The 23,911-nt window shown below is 61.6% G+C and carries 21 protein-coding genes and 1 pseudogene; 6 read left to right on the top strand and 16 right to left on the bottom strand.

The features are described 5' to 3' along the window. Positions 1 to 47 precede the first annotated feature (47 nt). Together J3A98_RS16150 and J3A98_RS16145 are read left to right on the top strand one after the other, a co-directional pair. Positions 48 to 971 (top strand): DMT family transporter, encoded by a 924-nt coding sequence (locus J3A98_RS16150; protein WP_209967329.1) that lies wholly within the window; start codon positions 48 to 50, stop codon positions 969 to 971. 1 nt (position 972) lies between these two features. Beyond that, entirely contained in the window at positions 973 to 1,929 is a 957-nt protein-coding gene (locus tag J3A98_RS16145) for a class I SAM-dependent methyltransferase (protein WP_209967327.1), read from the top strand. A gap of 13 nt (positions 1,930 to 1,942) precedes the next feature. Here the strand turns inward: J3A98_RS16145 and J3A98_RS16140 are convergent, their stop codons facing one another. After that, positions 1,943 to 2,941 (bottom strand): sulfate ABC transporter substrate-binding protein, encoded by a 999-nt coding sequence (locus J3A98_RS16140; protein ID WP_209967324.1) that lies wholly within the window; start codon positions 2,939 to 2,941, stop codon positions 1,943 to 1,945. 210 nt (positions 2,942 to 3,151) lie between these two features. Beyond that, positions 3,152 to 3,973 (bottom strand): ion transporter, encoded by an 822-nt coding sequence (locus J3A98_RS16135; protein WP_209967323.1) that lies wholly within the window; start codon positions 3,971 to 3,973, stop codon positions 3,152 to 3,154. A gap of 179 nt (positions 3,974 to 4,152) precedes the next feature. On the opposite strand from J3A98_RS16135, the pseudogene J3A98_RS27200 reads away from it, so the two are divergent. Continuing rightward, positions 4,153 to 4,413 (top strand): annotated as a pseudogene (locus J3A98_RS27200) (RHS repeat-associated core domain-containing protein); the annotation flags it as partial. A 497-nt stretch (positions 4,414 to 4,910) separates the two neighbouring features. Here J3A98_RS27200 and J3A98_RS16125 read toward each other — a convergent pair. From J3A98_RS16125 to gcl, 6 genes are all read right to left on the bottom strand, one after another. Further along, the gene (locus J3A98_RS16125) at positions 4,911 to 5,786 is read right to left on the bottom strand and encodes an urea transporter (RefSeq protein WP_209967319.1); all 876 of its coding nucleotides are present in this window, start codon (positions 5,784 to 5,786) and stop codon (positions 4,911 to 4,913) included. Between the two features lie 206 nt (positions 5,787 to 5,992). Continuing rightward, positions 5,993 to 7,408, bottom strand: a complete 1,416-nt coding sequence (gene pyk / locus J3A98_RS16120) for a pyruvate kinase (RefSeq protein WP_003254349.1) — start codon at positions 7,406 to 7,408, stop codon at positions 5,993 to 5,995. Beyond that, the gene (locus tag J3A98_RS16115; protein ID WP_209967316.1) at positions 7,405 to 8,679 is read right to left on the bottom strand and encodes a glycerate kinase; all 1,275 of its coding nucleotides are present in this window, start codon (positions 8,677 to 8,679) and stop codon (positions 7,405 to 7,407) included. The genes pyk and J3A98_RS16115 overlap by 4 nt, the downstream gene beginning before the upstream one ends. 240 nt (positions 8,680 to 8,919) lie before the next feature. Further along, on the bottom strand, positions 8,920 to 9,813 hold the full coding sequence (locus tag J3A98_RS16110) for a 2-hydroxy-3-oxopropionate reductase (protein ID WP_103462236.1): 894 nt from the start codon (positions 9,811 to 9,813) through the stop codon (positions 8,920 to 8,922). A gap of 152 nt (positions 9,814 to 9,965) precedes the next feature. Beyond that, a complete protein-coding gene (gene hyi, locus J3A98_RS16105; RefSeq protein WP_176685145.1) occupies positions 9,966 to 10,748 on the bottom strand; it encodes a hydroxypyruvate isomerase in 783 nt (260 codons plus the stop codon). 54 nt (positions 10,749 to 10,802) lie between these two features. After that, complete coding sequence (gene gcl, locus J3A98_RS16100; protein WP_010955038.1) at positions 10,803 to 12,578, bottom strand: glyoxylate carboligase; 1,776 nt, start codon at positions 12,576 to 12,578, stop codon at positions 10,803 to 10,805. 257 nt (positions 12,579 to 12,835) lie between these two features. Between gcl and J3A98_RS16095 the strand changes: the two genes are divergently transcribed. After that, positions 12,836 to 13,276 carry a heme-binding protein gene (locus J3A98_RS16095; protein ID WP_010955037.1) on the top strand — a complete coding sequence of 147 codons (441 nt, stop codon included), beginning with the start codon at positions 12,836 to 12,838 and terminating at the stop codon, positions 13,274 to 13,276. 122 nt (positions 13,277 to 13,398) lie between these two features. Here J3A98_RS16095 and J3A98_RS16090 read toward each other — a convergent pair whose 3' ends face one another. After that, positions 13,399 to 14,010, bottom strand: coding sequence for a TetR/AcrR family transcriptional regulator (locus J3A98_RS16090; RefSeq protein WP_209967314.1), 612 nt, complete (start codon positions 14,008 to 14,010; stop codon positions 13,399 to 13,401). A gap of 132 nt (positions 14,011 to 14,142) precedes the next feature. Here J3A98_RS16090 and J3A98_RS16085 point away from each other — a divergent pair, with 132 nt between their 5' ends. Continuing rightward, positions 14,143 to 15,057, top strand: coding sequence for a DUF808 domain-containing protein (locus J3A98_RS16085; protein WP_209967311.1), 915 nt, complete (start codon positions 14,143 to 14,145; stop codon positions 15,055 to 15,057). 138 nt (positions 15,058 to 15,195) lie between these two features. On the opposite strand, the gene J3A98_RS16080 is transcribed toward J3A98_RS16085, so the two are convergent. The 7 genes from J3A98_RS16080 to puuE form a co-directional block, all read right to left on the bottom strand. After that, a complete protein-coding gene (locus J3A98_RS16080; RefSeq protein ID WP_003254339.1) occupies positions 15,196 to 15,978 on the bottom strand; it encodes an outer membrane protein OmpK in 783 nt (260 codons plus the stop codon). Positions 15,979 to 16,331: 353 nt separating this feature from the next. Continuing rightward, positions 16,332 to 17,117 (bottom strand): outer membrane protein OmpK, encoded by a 786-nt coding sequence (locus J3A98_RS16075; RefSeq protein WP_209967310.1) that lies wholly within the window; start codon positions 17,115 to 17,117, stop codon positions 16,332 to 16,334. A 137-nt stretch (positions 17,118 to 17,254) separates the two neighbouring features. Next, the gene (locus tag J3A98_RS16070) at positions 17,255 to 18,610 is read right to left on the bottom strand and encodes a nucleobase:cation symporter-2 family protein (RefSeq protein ID WP_021783012.1); all 1,356 of its coding nucleotides are present in this window, start codon (positions 18,608 to 18,610) and stop codon (positions 17,255 to 17,257) included. Positions 18,611 to 18,839: 229 nt separating this feature from the next. Beyond that, entirely contained in the window at positions 18,840 to 20,159 is a 1,320-nt protein-coding gene (locus J3A98_RS16065; protein ID WP_176685149.1) for a urate hydroxylase PuuD, read from the bottom strand. A 44-nt stretch (positions 20,160 to 20,203) separates the two neighbouring features. Next, the gene (locus J3A98_RS16060) at positions 20,204 to 20,707 is read right to left on the bottom strand and encodes an ureidoglycolate lyase (RefSeq protein WP_003254333.1); all 504 of its coding nucleotides are present in this window, start codon (positions 20,705 to 20,707) and stop codon (positions 20,204 to 20,206) included. A gap of 49 nt (positions 20,708 to 20,756) precedes the next feature. Then, positions 20,757 to 21,272: a 2-oxo-4-hydroxy-4-carboxy-5-ureidoimidazoline decarboxylase gene (uraD, locus tag J3A98_RS16055; protein ID WP_176685150.1), complete on the bottom strand. Its 516-nt coding sequence runs from the start codon at positions 21,270 to 21,272 to the stop codon at positions 20,757 to 20,759. After that, on the bottom strand, positions 21,272 to 22,198 hold the full coding sequence (puuE, locus tag J3A98_RS16050) for an allantoinase PuuE (RefSeq protein ID WP_176685151.1): 927 nt from the start codon (positions 22,196 to 22,198) through the stop codon (positions 21,272 to 21,274). Before puuE ends, uraD begins: the two co-directional genes overlap by 1 nt. Before the next feature lie 399 nt (positions 22,199 to 22,597). On the opposite strand from puuE, the gene uraH reads away from it, so the two are divergent. Then, complete coding sequence (uraH, locus tag J3A98_RS16045) at positions 22,598 to 22,951, top strand: hydroxyisourate hydrolase (RefSeq protein ID WP_003254328.1); 354 nt, start codon at positions 22,598 to 22,600, stop codon at positions 22,949 to 22,951. The last annotated feature ends 960 nt before the right edge of the window (positions 22,952 to 23,911 follow it).

Here is a 23,911-nt window from a genome sequence, read left to right as displayed (position 1 = left end):
GGCTGTCGCCTTTGCATACTGTGGCCATCATCAACGGGAGATTTGAGATGGACAGTTCATTGCGCCGTGGCTCGCTGGAAATGGTCGCCGCCATGCTGATTTCCGGGACCATTGGCTGGTTCGTGCTGGTGTCCGGCCAGCCAGTGCTGGATGTTGTGTTCTGGCGCTGCGTGTTCGGTGCCGTGACCTTGCTGGCGATTTGCGCCGCGTTTGGCTTTTTGCGCCCAGGCGTGATCAGCCGCACGGCATTTTTGCTGGCGATTGCCAGTGGGGTGGCCATTGTCGGCAACTGGCTGATGTTGTTCGCTTCGTACGCACGGGCGTCGATTGCCATCGGCACGGCGGTTTACAACGTGCAGCCATTCATTCTGGTGGGGCTGGCGGCGCTGTTTCTGGGCGAAAGGATCACCTTGGCCAAGGTGACCTGGCTGAGTGTGGCGTTCCTAGGCATGCTGGCCATCGTCAGTGCCCATGGCGCTGGGCAAAGTAATGGCGAGGACTATCTGCTGGGGATTGCCCTGGCGCTGGGGGCGGCATTCTTGTATGCAATCGCGGCGTTGATCATCAAGCGCCTGAGTGGCACGCCCCCGCACCTGATAGCGTTGATTCAGGTAACCACGGGTGTGTTGCTGCTGGCGCCATGGGTCACGCTTGGCGGGTTGCCGGTTGAAGTGCCGGCGTTGGCCAGCTTGTTGACACTGGGCATGGTGCACACCGGCCTGATGTATGTGCTGTTGTACAGCGCCATCCAGCGTTTGCCCACGGCGTTGACCGGTGCGCTGTCGTTCATTTACCCGATTGCGGCAATTCTGGTGGACTGGGTGGCGTTCGGGCACCGCCTGGCGCCGCTGCAGTGGCTGGGCGTGGGGTTGATCCTGCTGGCGGCAGCGGGCATGCAGCAGGGGTGGTGGTTCCGCTCGGCGCGGCATCCTGTAGGCGCGGGTTTACCCGCGAAGAGGCCCGCAAGGTAGAATGCCGCTTTTTGCCAGCCTGCGATCCGCCATGACCTCGCCCATCGACACCCTCGAGCAACACCTGCTTGCCGCCCTCGACCCTGCACCACGGGAAACCCGCCGCCTGTTTCACGGCCGCGGCCGCTGCTGGCAGGGCCTGGAGCAGGTCACCGTCGACTGGCTGCAGGGCGTGCTGTCGGTCGCCTTGTTCCGTGAGCCGCCCGAGGGCCAGCTCGCCGAACTGGAAGCCATGCTGCGCAGCTTGGCCGAGCGCCCGCAGTGGACTGGGCAGGCAGTCATCATCCAGCACCGCTACCTGCCCGACAGCCCGGGCCAGTGGCTGCTGGGCGAGCCGTGCCAGCAACGCGAAGTGATCGAGGACGGCCTGACCTACCTGCTGGACTTGGGCGTGCGGCAAAACAATGGCCTGTTCCTCGACATGCGCTATGGCCGCCGCTGGGTGCGCGAGCAGGCGGCGGGCAAGCGCGTGCTGAACCTGTTCGCCTATACCTGCGGCTTTTCCGTGGCAGCGATTGCCGGTGGCGCTGAGCAGGTGGTGAACCTGGACATGGCCAAGTCGGCCCTGTCGCGGGGCCGGGACAACCATCGCCTCAATGGCCACGATGCATCACGGGTGGCGTATCTGGGGCATGAACTGTTCAAGTCGTGGGGCAAGGTGCGCAAGTACGGGCCTTATGACCTGATCATCATCGACCCGCCAACCTTCCAGCGTGGCAGCTTTGTGCTGACCCAGGATTACGCAAAGATCCTGCGGCGTTTGCCGGAGTTGTTGAGCGAAGGCGGGACGGTGCTGGCGTGTGTCAACGACCCTGGGATCGGGCCTGAGTTTCTGATCGAAGGCATGGCAGCGCAGGCGCCTTCGTTGGCTTATGTCGAGCGCCTGGAAAACCCGCCGGAATTTCCGGACGTTGACCCGGCGGGGGGGCTGAAGGCCTTGGTGTTCCGCCGGGTTTGATGTTGCTCGTGCGTTACTGACCGGTATAGATCTGGTCAAACACCCCACCATCATTGAAGTGGGTCTTCTGCACGGTACGCCAGTCACCGAAGGTTTTCTCCACCGACAGGAAGTCCACTTTCGGGAAGCGGTCGGTGTACTTGGCCAGTACCGTTGCATCACGCGGGCGCAGGTAGTTGTTGGCGGCGATCTCCTGGGCTGCTGGTGACCACAGGTACTTCAGGTATTCCTCGGCCACGGCCTGGGTGCCTTTCCTGGCCACCACCCTGTCGACCACCGTCACCGGTGGCTCGGCTTCGGCCGATACGCTTGGGTAGACCACTTCGAACTGGTCGCGGCCAAACTCGCGGGCGATCATCTCGGCTTCGTTCTCGAAGGTGACCAGTACGTCACCGATCTGGTTGGTCATGAACGTGGTGGTGGCGGCACGGCCACCGGTGTCCAGCACGGGTGCCTGCTTGAACAGCTTGCCGACGAAGTCGCGGGCTTTGCTTTCATCGCCGCCTTGCTTGAGTACGTAGCCCCAGGCCGACAGGTAGGTATAGCGGCCATTACCCGAGGTTTTCGGGTTGGGCACGATCACCTGCACACCGTCCTTGAGCAGGTCGGGCCAGTCTTTGAGGGCTTTTGGGTTGCCCTTGCGCACGATGAACACCGTGGCCGAGGTGAATGGCGCGCTGTTGTTCGGCAGGCGGCTTACCCAGTTGTCGGGCACCAGCTTGCCCTTGTCTGCCAGGGCGTTGATGTCGGTGGCCATGTTCATGGTGATGACATCGGCCGGCAGACCATCGATCACCGCACGCGCCTGCTTGCTCGAGCCGCCGAAGGACATCTGCACGTTGACCTTCTCGTTGTGTTCGGCTTCCCAGTGCTTCTGGAAGGCCGGGTTGTAGTCCTTGTAGAAGTCGCGCATCACGTCGTAGGAAACGTTGAGCAAGGTGGGGGCGGCTTGGGCGAGGTTACCCAAGGCCAGGCCTGCGGCGAGCAGCGAGGCGGTGAAGAGCTTTTTCACGATGCTTCCTTGTTCTTGAAGGGTGTTGGGGCAGATTGCCAGCGACTATAGCGGGTGGGTTTATACGGGTTAAAGAACAAAAAATGCTTTGGTTATGCTTCTGCCTGTGCCGGCCTCTTCGCGGGTAAACCCGCTCCTACGGGGGACCGCGCACGGTCCGCGCCTGTTGTAGGAGCGGGTTTACCCGCGAAGAGGCCAGCACAGGCGCTATCACGCTTTGGGAAACAACCCATTCCCACAGCGAGAACAGAACGCTGCCCCATGCTCGTGGGTCTTCTTGCAGCAGGTCGGGCAATCATGCTGCAACTGCTCCCCGCGCATGGCATTTGCCAGCTCTGCCGTGAAAATACCGGTCGGCACGGCAATGATCGAATAACCGGTGATCATCACCAGCGACGAAAGCACCTGCCCCAGCGGAGTCTTCGGCACGATGTCGCCAAAGCCCACGGTGGTCAGGGTAACGATGGCCCAGTAGATGCCTTTGGGGATGCTGGTAAAGCCATGCTCAGGCCCTTCGATCACGTACATCAGCGTGCCGAACACGGTCACCAGCGTCGATACCGTCACCAGGAACACGATGATCTTCTGTTTGCTGCCGCGCAGCGCCTCCATCAGGTAATGGGCCTGCTTGAGGTACGGGCTGAGCTTGAGTACACGGAAGATCCGCAGCATCCGTATCACACGAATGATCAACAGGTACTGGGCGTCGCTGTAGTACAGCGCGAGGATCCCCGGCACGACCGCCAGTAAATCGACCAGGCCATAGAAACTGAAGGCATAGCGCAGCGGCTTCGGCGAGCAGTACAGGCGGGTGATGTATTCGGCCAGGAAGATCGCGGTAAAGCCCCACTCGATGCCGGCCAGCAGGCCGGCGTAGCCTTGGTGTACTTCGTCGATGCTGTCGAGGATCACCGTGACCAGGCTGGCCAGGATGATCAGTAGCAGGATCTTGTCGAAGCGGCGACCGGCTACGGTGTCGGTCTGGAAGACGATGACGAAGAGCCGCTCGCGTATTGATTGCGGGGTTTGCATGGCTTGTGATCCGGGTGCGTAAGCAACAAGCCTAAAAGGTCAGTGTCCGGGCCTGCAACAGGCTGAACTGGCAAAAATGCCAGTTTTAGGTATCTGAGTGGTGGGCGCAGAATAGCGTCAGGCACGGGCAAGTGTGTGAGACGGTCATGAAAAGGGTAACTGAACCACGGGGCTTGGCTCGGCGAACACTGTCATATAACGCTTACGGCTTTTTGCAGAAGGGGCCGGGCGCTGCGTTGGGGTTCAATGGCGAGAGGAAGGAAGAGGTGCTTCAAGGCTATGCTCTGGGCAACGGGTATCGATTCTATTGCCCTGCACTTATGCGCTTTTTCAGCCCTGACATGTTGAGTCCGTTCGGTAAGGGTGGGGTCAACACGTATTCCTATTGCCAAGGTGATCCGGTCAATCGCTTGGACCCGACTGGTGGAACAGGCATTTTGAAACGTTTGCCGGGGCGGGCAAGGCGAGTGGCCGTGGTCAGTCCTGTAAAAGCGACAGATGATCGAGTTTCACCGGTTTTCAAAAATGGTCCCGGCAAGTATCAGCTTGCGCGCACTGTTTTGAGTGAAGTCGTTGACTTTAGCGGCTCTGGCACTACCGAAGATTTCAGTGGCGCGCCTGTGAAGATACGTCCCGTAGCGACAGTAGCAGGCGTTCCGTCACAAGGGCCAACTATCGATGAGCTTGGAGCGTCTTGGCATAACCATTGGCACTGGGAACACAGGCCGGGCACTCAGCCAATGAGTCTGGACCAGATGATTCCCAATCATCAGCGGGCCCAGAACACTCAGATTGCCGATATCGAGCACTCCATGGCGTTTATCAGGGAGCAGGGCGCACGCCAGGTATTGGATGTCCAGGCGCTGGCATCCTTTGGTCATGGGTAAGTGGCACAGCGTGGCTGACAGAGTCCTGCACATCCGATGTGTTCTGGCCTTCAGTTATGTAGGCGCCATATATTCCGACGCAGCAGAAGCTGCCAGAAGTGGTTGCCCGAATGCATCAGCCAGCAGGCCAGTACGAACGGCGCTGTCAGCCCTGCAATGGGCATCAAGTTGAGCAGCGGTTGTAGCAACAGCGCCAGGGCAATGGCCAGCACCGTCACCCAGGGCTTTTCACCTTGCCGGCTAAAGGCCAGTGCCGCCAGTGCGCCATTGAAGCCGTACAGGCCTAACCAGGCGGCTTGCGCCTGATCGGTGAGCAACGCCACGCCGCCACCAATGGCCGAGCCAATCACCGCCCACAACGCCGCATAGGGGTTGGCGATGAACATGCCGACGATGATCAGCAACCCGGCCAAGGGCTGGTCGAGCAGGAAAATCTGGCCCACGCCGCGGGCCAACGCATACAGCGGGTCGGCTTCGACGAAGCCGTTGGGCGAGGGGCTGGCGACCAGCAGTGTGGCCCAGCCCAGCAATACGAAAGGGGAGGTGTAGGCAATCAGCAACTTGCCGCCGCGCTTGCGCCACTGGTGGGTGATGATGCTGGACAGGCCGCCGGCGGCGATGATCAGTGGCGGCAGGATCGCCGACCAGGGCAGCACCGCGCTGATCAGGATGCCGATCAGCACGCCGTTGTAGCAGTACAGCCCCGCTTGGCGGTCGGCACGGTCATAGCCGCGTGCCTGGGCGGTGAGCAGGCCGGCCAAGGCACCAAGCAGCGCGCCGCCGACCAGGTTGGGTGCGGTCAGCAGGATGGCCAGCAGGCAGCACAGGCCGCACAGGGGGTTGCGCAGCAGCAGCACCTGGCTGAAGCCGTTGAGTAACGCCGTGGCCCAGTCGGGGCACGGGTTGACGAAATTTTTGGTGTACATGGGGCAGTCAGTGAGGTTGATGGGGGAGCGGTGGGCCTCTTTGGGCCTCGGTTTTCCGCGGTCAGGTAGAGCGGTATTCGGGGAGGGCTTTGCCCTCCAATCGCGACACAAGGCCGCTCACACAGGGATCGCATTCCCTTGTGCCAGCGCGGCCCTGTGGGAGCGGCCTTGTGTCGCGAAAGGGGCGCAACGCGCCCCCGGCAATCTCAGATCAAAGTCTCGATCCGCAGCGTGTTGGTCGTACCCGGCTTGCCGAAAGGCACGCCAGCGGTGATCAGCAACGTGTCGCCACGGCTGGCCATGCCTTGCGCCTGGGCAATCTCCAGGGCGGTGGAAACCACCTCGTCGACCTGACGCAGGCGGTCGTTGACCACCGAATGCACGCCCCAGGCCACGCTCAGGCGGCGCGCGGTGTTCAGGTTCGGCGTCAGGTTGAGGATCGGTGCCCGTGGCCGCTCACGTGCCGCGCGCAGGGTCGAGGCACCCGACTCGCTGTAGTTGACCAGCACCGCCACCGGCAGAATGCCGCTGATGCGGCGGATGGCGCAGCTGATGGCATCCGATACGGTCGCTTCGGCCTTTGGCCGGCCGACGTCGAGCTGGGCCTGGTAGTCCGGGCCGTTCTCCACCTGGCGGATGATCTTGCTCATCATCTGCACAGCTTCCAGCGGGTAGTCGCCCGAGGCCGTCTCGGCCGACAGCATCACAGCGTCGGCACCTTCGGCCACCGCGTTGGCCACGTCGGTGACTTCGGCACGGGTTGGTGCTGGCGAGAAACGCATCGACTCGAGCATCTGCGTGGCCACCACCACCGGCTTGCCCAGCTGGCGGCAGGTACCGATGATGCGCTTCTGGATCTGCGGCACGCTTTCGGCCGGTACTTCCACGCCCAGGTCACCACGGGCCACCATGATCGCGTCTGCCAGTTCGGCGATGGCTTGCAGTTGCTCCACCGCCGATGGCTTCTCGATCTTGGCCATCAGGTAGGCGCGGTCGCCAATCAGCTGGCGCGCTTCGACGATGTCTTCAGGGCGCTGCACGAACGACAGGGCGACCCAGTCCACACCCAGCTCCAGGCCAAAGGCCAGGTCGCGGCGGTCTTTTTCGGTGAGCGGGGAGAGGTCGAGCACCGCTTGCGGTACGTTGACGCCCTTGCGGTCGGAAAGCTCGCCACCGTTCAGTACCTCGGTGTCGATGGCGTCGCTGTGCTTGGCGGTAACGCGCAGACGCAGCTTGCCGTCGTCCAGCAGCAGGTCCATGCCGGGCTCAAGGGCGGCGATGATTTCGGGGTGCGGCAGGTTGACCCGGCGGCTGTCGCCCGGGGTTTTGTCCAGGTCCAGGCGCAGGGCCTGGCCGCGTTGCAGCTGCACCTTGCCTTCGGCAAAGCGGCCAACGCGCAGCTTCGGCCCTTGCAGGTCCATGAGGATACCCAGCGGGTAGTTCAGTTGCTGCTCGACTTCGCGGATCCACTGGTAGCGCAGGGCGTGGTCGGCATGCTCGCCATGGCTGAAGTTGAGGCGGAAGATGTTCACCCCGGCTTCGACCAGCTGGCGGATATCGTCGATGCCGTTGATCGCAGGGCCAAGGGTGGCGAGGATCTTTACTTTTTTATCAGGCGTCATGATTGGGCAGTCTCGAGGATCAGGATGGCGCGGAAGTCGTTGACGTTGGTGCGAGTCGGTTCGGTGACGATCAGCGCATCCAGCGCGGCGAAGTAGCCGTAGCCGTTGTTGTTGTCCAATTCGTCGCTGGCCGACAGGCCCAACGCTTCGGCGCGGTCGTAGCTGGCGGGGGTCATGAAGGCACCGGCGTTATCTTCCGAGCCATCGATGCCGTCGGTGTCACCGGCCAGGGCGTAAACACCCGGCAGGCCTTTCAGGCTTTCGGTGAGGCTGAGCAGGAACTCGGCGTTGCGCCCGCCACGGCCATTGCCGCGTACGGTCACGGTGGTTTCGCCACCCGACAGGATCACGCAGGGCGCTTTGAGCGGTTGGCCGTGCTGAACGATTTGCCGGGCGATACCGGCATGCACCTTGGCCACTTCGCGCGATTCGCCTTCAAGGTCGCCGAGGATCAGCGGGCTGAAACCGGCCTGGCGGGCTTTGACGGCGGCGGCCTCGAGCGACTGCTGGGGTTTGGCGATCAACTGGAAGTGGCTGCGGGCCAAGGCCGGGTCGTCGGCCTTGACGGTTTCCGAGGCCGGGTTGTTCAACCAGTCGATGACCGCTTTGGGCGCTTCGATGTTGTAGCGTTTGAGGATGGCCAGGGCGTCGGCCGAGGTGCTCGGGTCGGCCACTGTGGGGCCGGAGGCGATTACCGTGGCGAGGTCGCCCGGTACATCGGAAATGGCATAGGTGTAGACCGTGGCCGGCCAGCAGGCCTTGGCCAGGCGCCCGCCCTTGATCGCCGAGAGGTGCTTGCGCACGCAGTTCATCTCGCCGATGGTGGCGCCGGATTTCAGCAGCGCCTTGTTGATCTGCTGCTTGTCGGCCAGGGTCAGGCCCTCGGCAGGCAGGGCCAGCAGCGCCGAGCCACCGCCAGACAGCAGGAAGATGACGCGGTCGTTTTCGTTGAGGTTGCTGACCAGGTCCAGCACGCGCTTGGCCACAGCCAGGCCGGCAGCGTCCGGGACCGGGTGGGCGGCTTCGACCACCTCGATCTTCTGGCAGTTGGCACCATGGCCGTAGCGGGTGACGACCAGGCCGGAGACTTCGCCCTGCCAGCTTTTCTCGACCACTTCGGCCATGGCGGCTGCGGCCTTGCCGGCGCCGATGACGATAACCCGGCCGCTGCGATCGGCGGGCAGGTAGGTTTCGAGGACTTGACGGGGGTGGGCGGCGGCGATGGCTGTGTCGAACAGCTCGCGGAGAAGTTTTTGCGGATCGACCGACATGGCAGGCTCCCAGTTATTGTTGTTCTGCAGAATCAAAGACGCCCCTGGAACTGCCTCCGTGCAGGCCGAACCAGGGGCGGGTGTTGCTCGATGCCACCATTGGGCCTGTGGTCGCAGGTTCAACGGCGTTGGCTTCTTCGCGGACAAGCCCCGCTCCTAAATGCACAGCTCTGAGCGATTGTGCGGTCTTTGGTAGGAGCGGGTTTACCCGCGAAGAGGCCAGTGAAGGCTAAAAACGACTTATTTGTCGCCGCGGATCGAGAAGTTGGCCATGTGCTCCAGGCCTTTGATCAGCGCCGAGTGGTCCCAGTTGCCGCCGCCCAGGGCCTGGCAGGTGTTGAACACTTGCTGGGCATTGGAGGTATTGGGCAGGTTGATGCCCAGTTCCTTGGCGCCTTGCAGGGCCAGGTTCAGGTCCTTCTGGTGCAGGTTGATGCGGAAGCCTGGGTCGAAGGTGCCCTTGATCATGCGCTCGGCGTGCACTTCGAGGATTTTCGACGAGGCGAAGCCGCCCATCAGTGCTTCACGCACCTTGGCCGGGTCGGCACCGTTCTTGGCGGCGAACAGCAATGCTTCGCTGACGGCCTGGATGTTCAGGGCGACAATGATCTGGTTGGCGACCTTGGCGGTCTGGCCGTCACCGTTGCCACCGACGCGGGTGATGTTCTTGCCCATGGCTTCGAACAGCGGCAGGGTGCGCTCGAAGGCGTTCGGGCAGCCACCGACCATGATGCTCAGGGTCGCAGCCTTGGCACCGACTTCGCCACCGGATACAGGAGCGTCCAGGTAGGCAGCGCCGGTTGCCTTGATTTTCTCGGCGAACACTTTGGTCGCGGTTGGCGAGATCGAACTCATGTCGATCACCACCTTGTTCGGGCCGACGCCTTCGGCCACGCCGTTTTCACCGAACAGAACGCTTTCTACCTGCGGGGTGTCGGGCACCATGACGATGATGAATTCGGCTTCCTGGGCAACCTCTTTCGGGTTGGCCAGGGCCACGGCACCGGCAGCGATCAGGTCGGCTGGCGCAGCGTCGTGGTGGGTGGAAATGAACAGGCTGTGACCTGCCTTTTGCAGGTTCTGGGCCATGGGCTTGCCCATGATGCCGGTGCCGATGAAACCGATTTTAGCCATGAGAAATTACCTCTTTGTAATTGTGATATCTCAAGCAAGCTTTGGCCCCCTGTGGGAGCGGGCTCGCCCGCGAAGCAGACAACTCGGTGGATGGCACCGGCTTTGCCGGTGTTCGCGGGCGAGCCCGCTCCCACAGGGTCCCGAGTTGTTCCTCAGATTGCGTTGTGGGTTTTCAGCCAGCCCAGGCCCGCTTCGGTGGTGGTCAGCGGCTTGTACTCCGCGCCCACCCAGCCCTGGTAGCCAATGCGGTCCAGGTGCTCGAACAGGAAGCGGTAGTTGATCTCGCCGGTGCCTGGTTCGTTGCGGCCTGGGTTGTCGGCCAGCTGGATGTGGTTGATCAGCTGCAGGTTGGTTTCCATGGTCCGAGCCAGGTCACCTTCCATGATCTGCATGTGGTAGATGTCGTACTGCAGGAACAGGTTGTCGCTGCCTACCTCGGCCTGGATTTCCAGCGCCTGTTGGGTGGTGTTCAGGTAGAAACCGGGGATATCGCGGGTGTTGATCATTTCCATGACCAGGCGGATCCCGGCGGCCTTGAGCTTGTCAGCGGCGTAGCGCAGGTTCTCGACAAAGGTCTTGCGCACGGTGGCGCAGTCCGGGCCTTGTGGGCGGATGCCGGCCAGGGCGTTGACCTGGGTGTTGCCAAGGACCTTGGCGTATTCGATGGCTTTGTCGACACCTGCGCGGAATTCTTCGATGCGGTCGGGGTGGCAGGTGATGCCGCGCTCACCTTTGGCCCAGTCGCCTGCCGGCAGGTTGAACAGCACTTGGGTCAGGCCGTTGGCCTCCAGCTGCTGCTTGATTTCAGCTGCGCTGAAGTCATAGGGGAAGAGGTATTCGACGCCGCTGAAGCCAGCGTCAGCGGCAGCTTTGAAGCGGGCCAGGAAGTCCTGTTCGGTGAACAGCATGGACAGGTTGGCAGCGAAGCGAGGCATGAGTTGTCTCCTTGCGATGAAGGCCCCCAGGGCGTGCCTGGGGGCGTCAGGCGATCAGTCCAGCAGCGAGATGGCGGTTGGCGCGTCGTTGCCGACCAGGGCCAGGTCTTCGAACTCGTTGACCGCGTTGATCTCGGTGCCCATGGAAATGTTGGTCACACGCTCGAGAATCACTTCAACCACCACCGGCACGCGGAACTCTTCGGCCATCTTCTGTGCCTTGATCAGGGCAGGGGCGATTTCTGCTGGCTCGAACACACGGATGGCCTTGCAACCCAGGCCTTCGACCACAGCGACGTGATCGACACCGTAGGTGGCAGCGTCGGTCGAGTTGATGTTCTCGAACGCCAGTTGTACACAGTAATCCATGTCGAAGCCACGCTGCGCCTGACGGATCAGGCCCAGGTAGGCGTTGTTGACCAGCACGTGGACGTACGGCAGGTTGAACTGTGCGCCTACCGCCAGCTCTTCGATCATGAACTGGAAGTCGTAGTCACCCGACAGCGCCACAACCTTGCGCTTCGGATCGGCTTTGACCACGCCCAGCGCGGCAGGGATGGTCCAGCCCAGCGGGCCGGCCTGGCCGCAGTTGATCCAGTGGCGAGGCTTGTACACATGCAGGAACTGGGCGCCGGCAATCTGCGACAGACCGATGGTGCTGACGTAGCAGGTGTCCTTGCCGAATACCTGGTTCATTTCTTCGTAGACGCGCTGCGGCTTGACCGGCACGTTGTCGAAGTGGGTCTTGCGCTGCAGGCTCGACTTGCGCTCCTGGCACTCTTCGAGCCAGGCCTTGCGGCACTTGAGCTTGCCGGCGGCTTTCCACTCGCGGGCCACTTCCAGGAACACGTCCAGTGCCTTGCCCGCATCGGAAACGATGCCCAGGTCCGGGGTGAACACGCGGCCGATCTGGGTCGGTTCGATGTCGACGTGCACGAACTTGCGGCCTTCGGTGTAGACATCGACGGAACCGGTGTGGCGGTTGGCCCAGCGGTTACCGATACCGAATACCAGGTCGGATTTCAGCAGGGTTGCGTTGCCATAGCGGTGCGAGGTCTGCAGGCCGACCATGCCGACCATCTGTGCGTGGTCGTCCGGGATGGTGCCCCAGCCCATCAGGGTCGGGATCACGGGTACGCCGGTCAGTTCGGCGAATTCGACCAGCTTGTCGCTGGCGTCGGCGTTGATGATGCCACCACCGGCTACCAGCAGGGGGCGCTCGGCATCATTGAGCAGGGCCAGGGCTTTTTCGGCCTGTACGCGAGTGGCGGACGGCTTGTGCACGGGCAGCGGTTCGTAGGCGTCGATGTCGAATTCGATTTCGGCCATCTGCACATCGAACGGCAGGTCGATCAGCACCGGGCCTGGGCGGCCGGTACGCATTTCATAGAAGGCCTTCTGGAAGGCGTAAGGCACCTGGCCTGGCTCCAGAACGGTGGTCGCCCACTTGGTCACCGGCTTGACGATGTTGGTGATGTCGACAGCCTGGAAGTCTTCCTTGTGCAGGCGGGCACGTGGCGCCTGGCCGGTGATGCACAGAATCGGGATGGAGTCGGCCGAGGCACTGTACAGGCCGGTGACCATGTCGGTGCCGGCAGGGCCGGACGTGCCGATGCACACACCGATGTTGCCCGGGTTGGCGCGGGTGTAGCCCTCGGCCATGTGCGAGGCACCTTCGACGTGACGAGCGAGGACGTGATCGATGCCACCGACTTTCTTCAGGGCCGAATACAACGGGTTGATGGCAGCCCCCGGGATGCCGAACGCGGTATCTACACCTTCACGGCGCATGACCAGAACGGCTGCATCGATTGCTCTCATTTTGCTCATGGTTTGTGCCTCATCGATTTTGTAATTGTATACAACTTGCTTTGCGACAGAGTGTATTCACGCCTGGCGGCTCAGGTCAATGGGTTTTCATCGACTAAGCTGGCTTTCGTCAGAGCGCCCGTGAAAACGAGGGTTTGCGCCATCGCATACGATCGTTTAAAAATATTGTATACAAAAACATCTCTCGTTGTGTTCTATTTGTTCGATCGGTTTTCAACTGCCCTCAGGGCTTCTCACAACAAGAAGAGGACCTTTCCATGAACGTTCTGAACCTGAAAGTCGCCGTCAGCCTGGTGAATGCCGCGCTGGTGGCGGGCCGCAAGATCAATGCCGCGCCGCTGACCGTGGCGGTGCTGGATGCCGGCGGGCACCTGCTGGCGCTGCAGCGCGAGGATGGCGCCAGCCTGATTCGTCCTGAAGTGGCCACTGGCAAGGCCTGGGGCGCGATTGCCCTGGGCAAGGGATCGCGCTTGCTGGCGCTGGATGCGCAGCAGCGGCCGGCTTTTTTTGCCGCGTTGAACGGCATGGGTGAGCGGCCGGTGGTGCCGGCGCCGGGTGGGGTGCTGATTCGTGATCAGGACGGCAAGGTGCTGGGTGCCGTGGGGATCAGCGGCGATACGTCGGATATCGACGAGCAGTGTGCGATCAGTGCGATCGAGGAGGTGGGGTTGCGGGCAGATGCCGGGGTAGCGGCCTAAATCTCTATTGCCTGTTCTGGCCCATTCGCGGGCAAGCCCGCTCCCACAGGGACTCCACTATCTTCAGGCATGTGGTGATCCTGTGGGAGCGGGCTTGCCCGCGAATGGCCCTTCGGGATGGTTCAGGCTGCCTCAGGCTCACAACCTTTCAAGACCATACGAATGATGGTTTCGGCTGCCGCGTCATAATCACTGTCGGCCAGCTTGGCCTTGCCGGTCACTGCAGAAATCTGCCAGTCGAAGTCCGCATAGGTCTGGGTCGCCGCCCAGATGCTGAACATCAGGTGATGCGCGTCCACATGGGCGATCTGCCCGCGGTCGATCCAGCGCTGGATACACTCGATGTTGTGTCGGGCCTGCTCGTTCAACTGCTCTACCTGGTTCGCTGACAGGTGCGGCGCGCCATGCATGATCTCGCTGGCGAACACCTTGGACGCATAAGGCAGATCACGCGAAATGCGAATCTTCGAACGAATGTACGCGCTCAGCACTTCCTTCGGGTCGCCGTCTGCATTGAACGGCGTGGATGCCTGCATGATTGGCGCGATGATGCTTTCCAGGACCTCGCGGTAAAGGTTGTCCTTGGACTTGAAGTAGTAATACACGTTCGGCTTGGGCAGGCCGGCCTTGGCCGCGATATCGCTGGTCTTGGTGGCGGCGAAGCCCTTGTCGGCGAATTCCTCGCTTGCCGCGCGCAGGATCAATTCCTTGTTGCGCTCGCGAATGGTGCTCATGGTCAGGGATCTTCCTCGTGTCTGGCCACCTCTAAGGGGGATCGGGCATGGTAGCACCGGGCTCGACGGGCGCTCAAGGCAGCGACTTTCGGCTAGACTCCGGCACATTCAATTCAGGGGAAACAGGCAAACATGGCAGGAAGCAGTCTACTGGTACTGATCGACGACATCGCCACGCTGCTGGATGACGTCTCGCTAATGACCAAAGTTGCGGCGAAAAAGACTGCGGGTGTGCTGGGTGACGACCTGGCACTGAATGCTCAGCAGGTCACCGGCGTGCGCGCTGATCGCGAGTTGCCGGTGGTGTGGGCGGTGGCCAAAGGCTCGCTGCTGAACAAGGCCATTCTGGTGCCGGCGGCCCTGCTGATCAGTGCCTTCATCCCGTGGGCGGTAACGCCACTGCTGATGCTGGGCGGTGCGTACCTGTGCTTCGAGGGTTTCGAGAAGCTGGCGCACAAGTTCTTGCACAGCAAGGAAGAGGATGAGGCACAGCACGAGGCGCGCAAGGAGGCCGTTGCCGATCCCAGCGTTGACCTGGTGGCTTTTGAAAAAGCCAAGATCAAGGGGGCGGTGCGTACCGACTTCATCCTGTCGGCGGAAATCATCGCCATTACCTTGGGTATCGTCGCGGACTCGCCGCTGACCCAGCAGATCATCGTGCTGTCGGGCATTGCGGTGGTCATGACCATTGGTGTGTATGGGTTGGTAGGCGGGATCGTCAAGCTTGACGACCTTGGGCTGTGGATGGCCCGCAAAACCTCCAGGCTGACTCAGGCAGTGGGTAACGGCATCCTGCGGGCGGCGCCGTACATGATGAAAAGCCTGTCGGTGATTGGTACTGCGGCGATGTTCCTGGTTGGCGGTGGGATCCTGGTGCATGGCATCGAGCCGCTGCATCATGCCATCGAGGCGTTCAGCGAAGGGCGTGGCGGGGCGTTGACCGGTGCGTTGCTCAACGGCGGGGTCGGAGTCATCGCAGGTGCTGTGGTGCTGGCGGTGGTAAGCGTTGCGGGGAAATTGTGGCGGGCAGTTCGGCCAGCCAATTGAGGCGTGTGGCCGGGGCTTTGCCCCGGTTCGCGGGTGAACCCGCCCCCCCAGGTATCGCGTTTGCCTTGAACCCGGCGCGGCCCCTGTAGGAGCGGGTTTACCCGCGAATGGGCCGCAGCGCGGCCCCGAGCGATCAGTTCAGAAGTGAACCTTGACCAGGAAGCTCATGGTGTTCTGGTCGGTAGTGAAGGCATCGCTGTCCTTGATGCCGTACTTGTTTTTCCAGTAGTCATACTCCACACCCACATACAGCTGTTTCTCACCCAGGTGCAATGCCTTGCCCAGGTCGTACTTGATCTGCGGGTTGAAGTGCAGGTTGGCCTGGTAGGTGCCGCGGCGGTTCTCGTCGTTGTCCACCACCCAGTCCATGAAGCCGTCGATCAGTACGTCGGAATCGCCGACCGGAATGGTGTACGACCACACCGGGGTGATCTGCCACACGTTGTCGCCAGCGCGGCTGCCGTCGGTGGTGCGGTTGTAGAAGTTTAGCTGGAAGTAGTCGAAGCCCGGAATGGCCAGGTCGAAGCCTGGGCCGATCAGGTAAGACTCTGTGTCACCTTCGCCAAACTCGTAGGTCATCGCCAGCAGCACGTCCTTGACCGGGCCAAACTCGATCTTCTGATCGAAAATCTTGCCGAACGACAGGCGTGGGCTGATCTCACCGTAGTAGGTGTTCGGGCCGTTGCCGGCGTCTTTCTGGCCCTGGTAGAAAATCTTGTCGACGAAAATGAAGTTGTCTCCGTACTTCCAGCCATCGGCGTGCTCGAAGGTGACGGTTTGCTGAATCGCCGGGTTGACCTTGAAGTTCTTGCCCCACAGGTAGGTCAGGCTGTTGTTCTGCCATTGCAGCAGGTCGCCGCCGAAGGTGGTGCCGCAGGCCAGCAGGCCGCCAGCGAGGATCAGGCTCTTGATAGTACGCATTGCGAGTGTCGCTCCCTTGATTGATCTGTTGTCAGCGCTCGGTGTCGGCGCTTTTTTTGTCTTTTGAGTCAGCTTTTTTCGATAGGCCACAGCTGTTTGGCAAGGGTTGGGCCAACTTTTCCGGGTTGGCAAAACCTTCCTGCTCGACTTCGTTCTGAACGGATGAAAAGGGTCTTTCAGGCTGGCAACACGTTGGCCAACCGCCCGAATTCATTGACTGAGCGGTCAGTAAACGCAGGCAGAATCCGTTCTGCCCTGATCGAGGGGGCGCGCAGATTACTGGCTTGCGCGCCGCGCCTCAAGTGCTCCGTCCTGGAGCGGGGTGGATCAAACCTGTGCGTTTGGTCAGCTTGTCAGAAGTGGACCTTGACCAGCGCGCTGGCGACGCTCTGGTTACTGTCCAGGTTGCCGCGGCTGTCAATGCCGTACTTGTCTTTCCAGTAGCTGTATTCAAAGCCAACGTAGAGCTGCTTGGCGCCCAGGTTCAGCGCCTTGCCCAGGTCGTATTTGACCTGCGGGTTGAAGTGCAGGTTGGCGTGATAGGTGCCACGGCGGGTCTGGTCGTTGTCGGTAACCCAGTCCATGTAACCGTCGATCAGAATGTCTGACCGCCCCACGGGGAGGGTGTACGACCAGCCGGGGGTAATCTGCCAGACGTTGTCACCGGGGCGGCTGCCTTCGGTGTTACGCACGTAGAAATTGAGGGTGAAGTAGTTGAAGCCGGGGATGTTCAAGTCGAAGCCTGGGCCGATCAGGTAGGCCTCGTTGTCGCCTTCACCGCGCTCGTAGGTCATGGCCAGCAGCACGTCCTTGATCGGACCGAAGGCAAGCTTGCGGTCGAAGATCTTGCCCAATGACAGGCGTGGGCTGAACTCGCCGTAGTAGGTGGTCACACCTTTGCCGGGGTCGGCCTTGCCGTTGTAGAAGATCTTGTCGACGAACATGAAGGTGTCGCCGTACTTCCATTTGTTGGCGTGCTCGAAGGTGATGGTCTGCTGGATATCAGGGTTGACCTTGAAGTCCTTGCCGTACAGGTAGGTCAGGCTTTCGCCGTGCCATTGCAGCCATTCGCCTGCGTGCGAGGGTAGGGTGGCCAGCAGGCTGCTGCCCAACAACAGGGACGTGGTGATGCGCTTCATGTTGTGATTCCCGGACTTATTGTTTTTGTTGGTGTTTTTGGCGCGCAGGCGCCCCGGGCGACCCATTCCGGCGGGTCGACGGCGTAGCGGTTACTGCAGAGGTGAACGAGGGGCAGCCATGCGCCGCCCCCTTTGGCTCAATGCTGGTGACAGACGTCGTTGTGCATTGCGCGGTCGGCACCGCCAAGGATGTTGAACAGTACGTTCAACACCAGGGCGCTGACTGTGGCCATGGCGATTCCACTGTGGGTGATGGGTTCCATCCACTGTGGCATCTGGGCAAAGAACTCCGGACGTACCACGGGGATCAACCCGAAGCCGACGCTCACGGCAACCAACAGCTGGTTGCGGCGGTCGCCGATGTCCGCCTCCTGAAGAATCTTGATCCCGGTGGCGGTGACCATGCCGAACATGGCGATGGACGCGCCGCCCAGTACCGCAGGCGGGATAGAGGCAATCAGGAAGGCCGCCTTGGGCAGCAGGCTGAGCAGGATCAGCAGTGCACCGGCCACGATGGTGACATAGCGGCAGCGCACCCCGGTCATCTGCACCAGGCCGATGTTCTGGGCGAACGAGGAGTGGGTGAAGGTGTTGAAGAAGCCCGCAATGAACGACGCACCGGCATCGCACAGCAGGCCGCGACGCAGCATGCCAGGGGTTACTTCACGATCAGTCACCTTGCCCAGGGCCAGGAACATGCCGGTGGACTCGACGAAGATGATCACCACTACCAGGCACATGGACAGGATCGGCGCCAGGCTGAAGGTCGGCATGCCGAAGTGCAGCGGGGTGACCACCTGCAACCACGGTGCTTCATTCAGGCCCGACAGGTCGACCATGCCGATGGAGCCGGCCAGGATGTAGCCAAGGCCCATGCCCACCAGTACCGACACATTGACCCAGAAACCGCGCATGAAGCGGTTGATCAGCAGGATCACGGCCAGTACCAGGCCGGCCACCAGCAGGTAGATCGGCGAGCCGAACGTTTGAGCGTCCTGGCCGCCACCGGCCCAGTTGACTGCCACCGGGAACAGCGACAGGCCAATCGAGGTGATCACCGTACCAGTGACCAACGGTGGGAAGAAGCGGACAACCTTGGACATGAACGGCGCGATCAGCATGCCGAAGAACCCGGCAGCGATGGTCGCGCCGAAGATCCCCTGCAGGCCTACGCCGGGCATGCCGGCCATGGCCACCATGCTGCCGACGGCGGCGAAACTGGCACCCATCATCACCGGCATGCGGATGCCCACCGGGCCGATACCGAACGACTGGATGATGGTAGCGACGCCAGCGACCAGCAGGTCGGCGTTGATCAGGAAAGCGACTTCTTCACGGGACAACCCGGCGGCCTGGCCGATGATCAACGGCACGGCGATCGCGCCACCGTACATCAGCAGAACGTGTTGCAGGCCAACCAGGAACAGTTGGAACAGGGGCAAGGGTTCGCGCGGCGGCGCAATGGGGATATACGCCTTGCGTGACTCGGACATGCAGCACCTCGAGTTTTGTTTTTATTCTCGGATCCAAGCGGCAGGCTTCATGCCTGCGCGCTCGATGCTTGCTTGTTGCGTAACACATGGAGCTTGAGGCTGGGGTTACCGGCCTCTTCGCGGGCAAGCCCGCTCCTACAAGGGATGTGCAATCCCCCGATTTGCGGGTCAGCCCACCCCTTCAGGGAAAGATGATTCCCTTGGGGGCGGGTTGCCTGGCGAGGTGCTGTCAGTTGACCTGGGCGCCTTTGGCGATCCAGTCCCCGACGAGCTTGCGCTCTTCGGTGGTCATCTGGGTGATGTTGCCCAGCGGCATGATCTGGCTGGCAACCGCTTGCGCCTGAATGCGCGCGGCCTGGGCCTGGATCTGCTGCGGAGTGTCGAACATCACGCCGGCAGGGGCGGTGCTGAACAGTGGGCTGGTCGGCTTGGACGAGTGGCACACGGTGCAGCGTTCCTGGATGACATTGTGGATCTTGTCGAAGTCGCCACCACCGGCCTGGGCAGCGGCCTGGGCCGGTGCCTGCGCAGGTGTTTCGGCAGCCTTGGCGGCGTCCTCGGCGCGCTGCTCGGCAGCGGTCTTGCCGCCTACCGCAGTTGCCGGCAGCGGTTGGTACTCGATCTTCGCTGCTGCTTGCTCAGGGCTTACGGCCATCGGTTTCGGGCCGGTAACGTAAGCCAGGCAGATCATCGCCAGGGCGCCGACGGGCAGGGTCCAGGCGTACTTGTTGCTGTCGTGGCGGGTGTTGAAGTAGTGGCGGATCAGAACCGCGGCTACTGCGATACCGGCCAGGATCAGCCAGTTGTACTGGCTACCGTAGGTGCTCGGGAAATGGTTGCTGATCATGATGAACAGCACCGGCAGGGTGAAGTAGTTGTTGTGACGCGAGCGCAGCAGGCCCTTGGCCGGCAGTACCGGGTCGGGCGTCTGGTTGTTCTCGATCGCCGCCACCAGCTGGCGTTGGGCCGGCATGATGATGCGGAACACGTTACCGACCATGATGGTGCCGATGATCGCGCCGGTGTGCAGGTAGGCGCCACGGCCGCTGAACACCAGGCTGAAGCCCCAGCAGGCTGCGATGATCAGCACGAACAGCACACCACCGAGCAGCGCTGGCTTCTTGCCCAGGGGCGAGTCGCACAGGAAGTCGTAGATGAACCAGCCCGCGATCAGCGAACCGATACCGATGGCCACGCCTTCGGCACCGCTCAGGGTGCTGCCAGGTGCCAGCAGGTACAGGGTCGGGTTCCAGTAGAACACCACGCACAGCAGGGCGATACCGGACATCCAGGTGAAGTAGGCTTCCCATTTGAACCAGTGCAGGTTCTCGGGCATTTTCGGGGGGGCGAGCTTGTATTTCTCCAGGTGGTAGATACCACCGCCGTGAATCGCCCAGAGATCACCCGACAACCCATCGCGCGGGTTGCTTCGGTTCAGGTGGTTCTCCAGCCAGACGAAGTAGAACGATGCACCGATCCAGGCGACGCCGGTGATCATGTGAACCCAGCGAATGCTCAGGTTCAGCCATTCGTGAAGGTGTGCTTCCACAGTATGTACCTCTGCCAGTCACCGAGAAGATGACTGACCTTTTCTTATTGGTGGGGATTGAGGATCAGCATCTGTTCCTCGGTGAAGTAATGCTCATCGCAGTTGTTGCCAGAACCACTGCGATCAACCACCAGGAAATCATCCCGCTTTTCGATCGTCAGCACCGGGTGGTGCCAGACGCCGCGATGGTAATTAACGCCCTGCCTGCCATTACTGCGGAAGGCTCGGACCAAGCCTGATACAGGTGCATCGCCAACGGGCGCGACCACGATCAGAAAGGGGTTGCCGAGCAGCGGGATGAAAGCCTGGCTGCCCAGCGGATGGCGTTCCAGCATGCGCACGGTCAGCGGCATGTCCTGCGCGTCGGCGCGGAAGATGCTGATGATCGCCTTGTCTTCAGGCTCGGCGGTTTCGACCGTGGCGAGCTTGTGAAAGCGCATGGTCGAGCCGTTGTTGATCATGAAGTGGTCGCTGCCGTCGGTTTCGATCACGTCTCCGAACTGGGCGAAGGCTTCTTTGGTCAAGGGCTCGATCATCAGGGTGCGCATGCGGTTATCTCTTCTATTGTTCGTTTTCTGAATAAGGTTCGGCTGTTGCTTACAGCTGCAGCAGGCGGAACAGGGCGATCTGGTTGATCTGCGTCAGGGCTTCCTTGAATTCGGCATCGGCATCGTTGTGGATGCGCTTTTCAAAGGCGGCGAGAATCTGGTGCCGGTTGCTGCCCTTCACTGCCATGATGAACGGGAACTGGAACTTGGCTTTGTAGGCATCATTCAGCTCGGTGAAGCGGGCGAACTCCTCGGCGGTGCACTGGTGAATGCCGGCGCCGGCCTGTTCGTTGGTGCTCGATTCTGTCAGCTCGCCCTGGATGGCTGCCTTGCCGGCCAGGTCCGGGTGAGCGTTGATCAGCGCCAGCTGGTCGGCGTGGTTGGCGCTGAGCAGGATGTCGCTCATGCGCTGGTGCAGCGCCTCGATCTCGTCCAGCTCGCCCAGTTGGCCCAGGTCGTAGGCTTTTTCGGCAACCCACGGCGAGTGCTCGTAGATGTCGGCGAAGGCCTTGACGAAGGTGTCACGGTCCAGGGCGGATGGTTTGAGGGTATTGAAGGCGGTCATCAGGCGTTCTCTTTCTTGTACGGGTGGGTGGTGTGCCAGTGGCGGGCGATATCCACGCGACGGGCGAACCAGACCTGGTCATGACTTTTTGCGTAATCGACGAAGCGCTTGAGTGCTGCCAGGCGCGCCGGGCGACCGACCAGGCGGCAGTGCAGGCCGATGGAAAGCATTTTCGGTGCGTCGGCGCCTTCGGCGTACAGCACATCAAAGGCGTCTTTCAGGTACTGGAAGAACTGCTCGCCGCAGTTGAAGCCCTGTACCTGGGTGAAGCGCATGTCGTTGGTGTCCAGGGTGTAGGGGATCACCAGGTGCGGCTTGCCAGTGGGGTTGTTTGGCTCCCAGTAGGGCAGGTCGTCGTCGTAGGTGTCGCTGTCATAGAGGAAACCACCTTCCTCCATCACCAGGCGGCGGGTGTTCGGGCCGGTTCGGCCGGTGTACCAGCCCAGCGGGCGCTCGCCAGTGAGTTCGGTGAGGATACGGATGGCTTCGAGCATGTGCTCGCGCTCCTGGGCCTCGTCCATGTTCTGGTAGTCGATCCAGCGGTAGCCGTGGCTGCAGATCTCGTGGCCGGCTTCGACCATGGCGCGGATCACGTCGGGGTGGCGCTGGGCGGCCATGGCCACGGCGAAGATGGTGAGTGGTACGCCGCTGTCCTTGAACAGCTTCAGCAGGCGCCATACACCGGCACGGCTGCCGTATTCATACAGCGACTCCATGCTCATGTTGCGCTGGCCCTGCAGTGGTTGGGCAGCGACCATCTCGGACAGGAAGGCTTCGGATTCCTTGTCACCGTGCAGGATGTTGCGTTCGCCACCTTCCTCGTAGTTGAGGACGAAAGACAGCGCGATGCGGGCGTTGCCCGGCCATTGCGGGTGAGGAGGGTTGTTGCCGTAACCGATCAGGTCGCGAGGGTAATCAGCGCTCACTGCAGTCTTCCTTCTTGTGCGTTAGTGCGGGGGGTGGGCGGGCCGCGTCGGTATGTCGCACCACCGGATGGGCTGATTGTATACAACTTCTGAAATCTTTTGTAAGCCTGTTTTTCCGCATTTCTTCCCTTTTGTCGCCTGACAGCGACTTGGAAATACAGTGCAAGAAACCTGCCTGATTGGTCAGCTAATAAAGTTGGCATCGTTATGGTGCGCGTATTTGCGACCGATGGGTCGTTTATGGGCATCAAAGGGAGGGTGCGACAGGGGAGATCAAAAAATTGTGTACAATTCATGGGTGGAATGTCTTAATAACGTCATTCCCGCCTGCCGCAGGCGCTAAGCTGGTGCGATGGCTGAGTATTTTTTGCCCACAGATTGAACAAGAGGCGACACGCAATGGGACGTTTGACCACACACGTACTGGATGCCGCGCATGGCTGCCCGGGTAGCTCGATCAAGGTCGAGCTGTACCGCGTCGAAGGCCAGCAGCTGGAGCTGGTGAACACCGCCCTGACCAATAGCGATGGCCGCGTCGATGCGCCGCTGTTGCAGGGGGACGATTACCGCACTGGCGTTTACCAGTTGCAGTTCAGCGCTGGGGATTACTACCGCGCCCGTGGCGTGCAACTGCCGGCCCAGGCGTTTCTGGATGTTGTTGTGCTGCGCTTTGGCATCGACGAGTCGCAGGAGCATTACCACGTGCCGCTGCTGATTTCGCCGTACAGCTATTCGACCTATCGTGGAAGCTAGTTGGTCGCTAGAAGAATCTTCGTAGGTCCTTTGGCCCGCTCTCACACTGGCGGGCTTTTTTTCGTCTGCTGTTTTTTGCGTTGCCTGTGCCGGCCTCTTCGCGGGTGAACCCGCTCCTACGACGGGCTGTGTCCAACTGTCCACCACCGTGGTAGGAGCGGGTTTACCCGCGAATACGGTGGCGGCAGCAACGGTGAACGGCGGGTGGAGATTGGCAGGCAGGGCCGGCCCTTTCGCGGGTGAACCCGCTCCTACAGCGGGCTGTGTCCAACTGTCCACCACCGTGGTAGGAGCGGGTTTACCCGCGAATACGGTGGCGGCAGCAACGGTGAACGGCGGGTGGAGATTGGCAGGCAGGGCCGGCCCTTTCGCGGGTAAACCCGCTCCTACAGCGGGCTGTGTCCAACTGTCCGCCACCGTGGTAGGAGCGGGTTTACCCGCGAATACGGTGGCGGCAGCAACGGTGAACGGCGGGTGGAGATTGGCAGGCAGGGCCGGCCCTTTCGCGGGTGAACCCGCTCCTACAGCGGGCTGTGTCCAACTGTCCGCCACCGTGGTAGGAGCGGGTTTACCCGCGAATACGGTGGCGGCAGCAACGGTGAACGGCGGGTGGAGATTGGCCAGCAGGGCCGGCCCTTTCGCGGGTGAACCCGCTCCTACAGCGGGCTGTGTCCAACTGTCCGCCACCGTTGTAGGAGCGGGTTTACCCGCGAATACGGTGGCGGCAGCAACGGTGAACGGCGGGTGGAGATTGGCCAGCAGGGCCGGCCTCTTCGCGGGTAAACCCGCTCCTACAGCGGGCTGTGTCCAACTGTCCGCCACCGTGGTAGGAGCGGGTTTACCCGCGAATACGGTGGCGGCAGCAACGGTGAACGGCGGGTGGAGATTGGCCAGCAGGGCCGGCCCTTTCGCGGGTAAACCCGCTCCTACAGCGGGCTGTGTCCAACTGTCCGCCACCGT

Origin of the sequence: Pseudomonas sp. BP6 (genome assembly GCF_017875935.1) — a bacterium.
Classification (GTDB): Bacteria; Pseudomonadota; Gammaproteobacteria; order Pseudomonadales; family Pseudomonadaceae; genus Aquipseudomonas; species Aquipseudomonas putida_Y.
The sequence above is the reverse complement of the archived record's forward strand: the minus strand, read 5'-3'. Positions and strand labels throughout refer to the sequence as shown.

Bases quoted from the DNA above. Each gene is read 5' to 3' on its own strand.
- J3A98_RS16150 (WP_209967329.1), top strand. From the start codon at position 48: ATGGACAGTTCATTGCGCCGTGGCTCGCTGGAAATGGTCGCCGCCATG.
- J3A98_RS16145 (WP_209967327.1), top strand. From the start codon at position 973: ATGCCGCTTTTTGCCAGCCTGCGATCCGCCATGACCTCGCCCATCGAC.
- J3A98_RS16135 (WP_209967323.1), bottom strand. From the start codon at position 3,973: ATGCAAACCCCGCAATCAATACGCGAGCGGCTCTTCGTCATCGTCTTC.
- J3A98_RS16125 (WP_209967319.1), bottom strand. From the start codon at position 5,786: ATGTACACCAAAAATTTCGTCAACCCGTGCCCCGACTGGGCCACGGCG.
- pyk (WP_003254349.1), bottom strand. From the start codon at position 7,408: ATGACGCCTGATAAAAAAGTAAAGATCCTCGCCACCCTTGGCCCTGCG.
- J3A98_RS16115 (WP_209967316.1), bottom strand. From the start codon at position 8,679: ATGTCGGTCGATCCGCAAAAACTTCTCCGCGAGCTGTTCGACACAGCC.
- J3A98_RS16110 (WP_103462236.1), bottom strand. From the start codon at position 9,813: ATGGCTAAAATCGGTTTCATCGGCACCGGCATCATGGGCAAGCCCATG.
- hyi (WP_176685145.1), bottom strand. From the start codon at position 10,748: ATGCCTCGCTTCGCTGCCAACCTGTCCATGCTGTTCACCGAACAGGAC.
- gcl (WP_010955038.1), bottom strand. From the start codon at position 12,578: ATGAGCAAAATGAGAGCAATCGATGCAGCCGTTCTGGTCATGCGCCGT.
- J3A98_RS16095 (WP_010955037.1), top strand. From the start codon at position 12,836: ATGAACGTTCTGAACCTGAAAGTCGCCGTCAGCCTGGTGAATGCCGCG.
- J3A98_RS16090 (WP_209967314.1), bottom strand. From the start codon at position 14,010: ATGAGCACCATTCGCGAGCGCAACAAGGAATTGATCCTGCGCGCGGCA.
- J3A98_RS16085 (WP_209967311.1), top strand. From the start codon at position 14,143: ATGGCAGGAAGCAGTCTACTGGTACTGATCGACGACATCGCCACGCTG.
- J3A98_RS16080 (WP_003254339.1), bottom strand. From the start codon at position 15,978: ATGCGTACTATCAAGAGCCTGATCCTCGCTGGCGGCCTGCTGGCCTGC.
- J3A98_RS16075 (WP_209967310.1), bottom strand. From the start codon at position 17,117: ATGAAGCGCATCACCACGTCCCTGTTGTTGGGCAGCAGCCTGCTGGCC.
- J3A98_RS16070 (WP_021783012.1), bottom strand. From the start codon at position 18,610: ATGTCCGAGTCACGCAAGGCGTATATCCCCATTGCGCCGCCGCGCGAA.
- J3A98_RS16060 (WP_003254333.1), bottom strand. From the start codon at position 20,707: ATGCGCACCCTGATGATCGAGCCCTTGACCAAAGAAGCCTTCGCCCAG.
- uraD (WP_176685150.1), bottom strand. From the start codon at position 21,272: ATGACCGCCTTCAATACCCTCAAACCATCCGCCCTGGACCGTGACACC.
- uraH (WP_003254328.1), top strand. From the start codon at position 22,598: ATGGGACGTTTGACCACACACGTACTGGATGCCGCGCATGGCTGCCCG.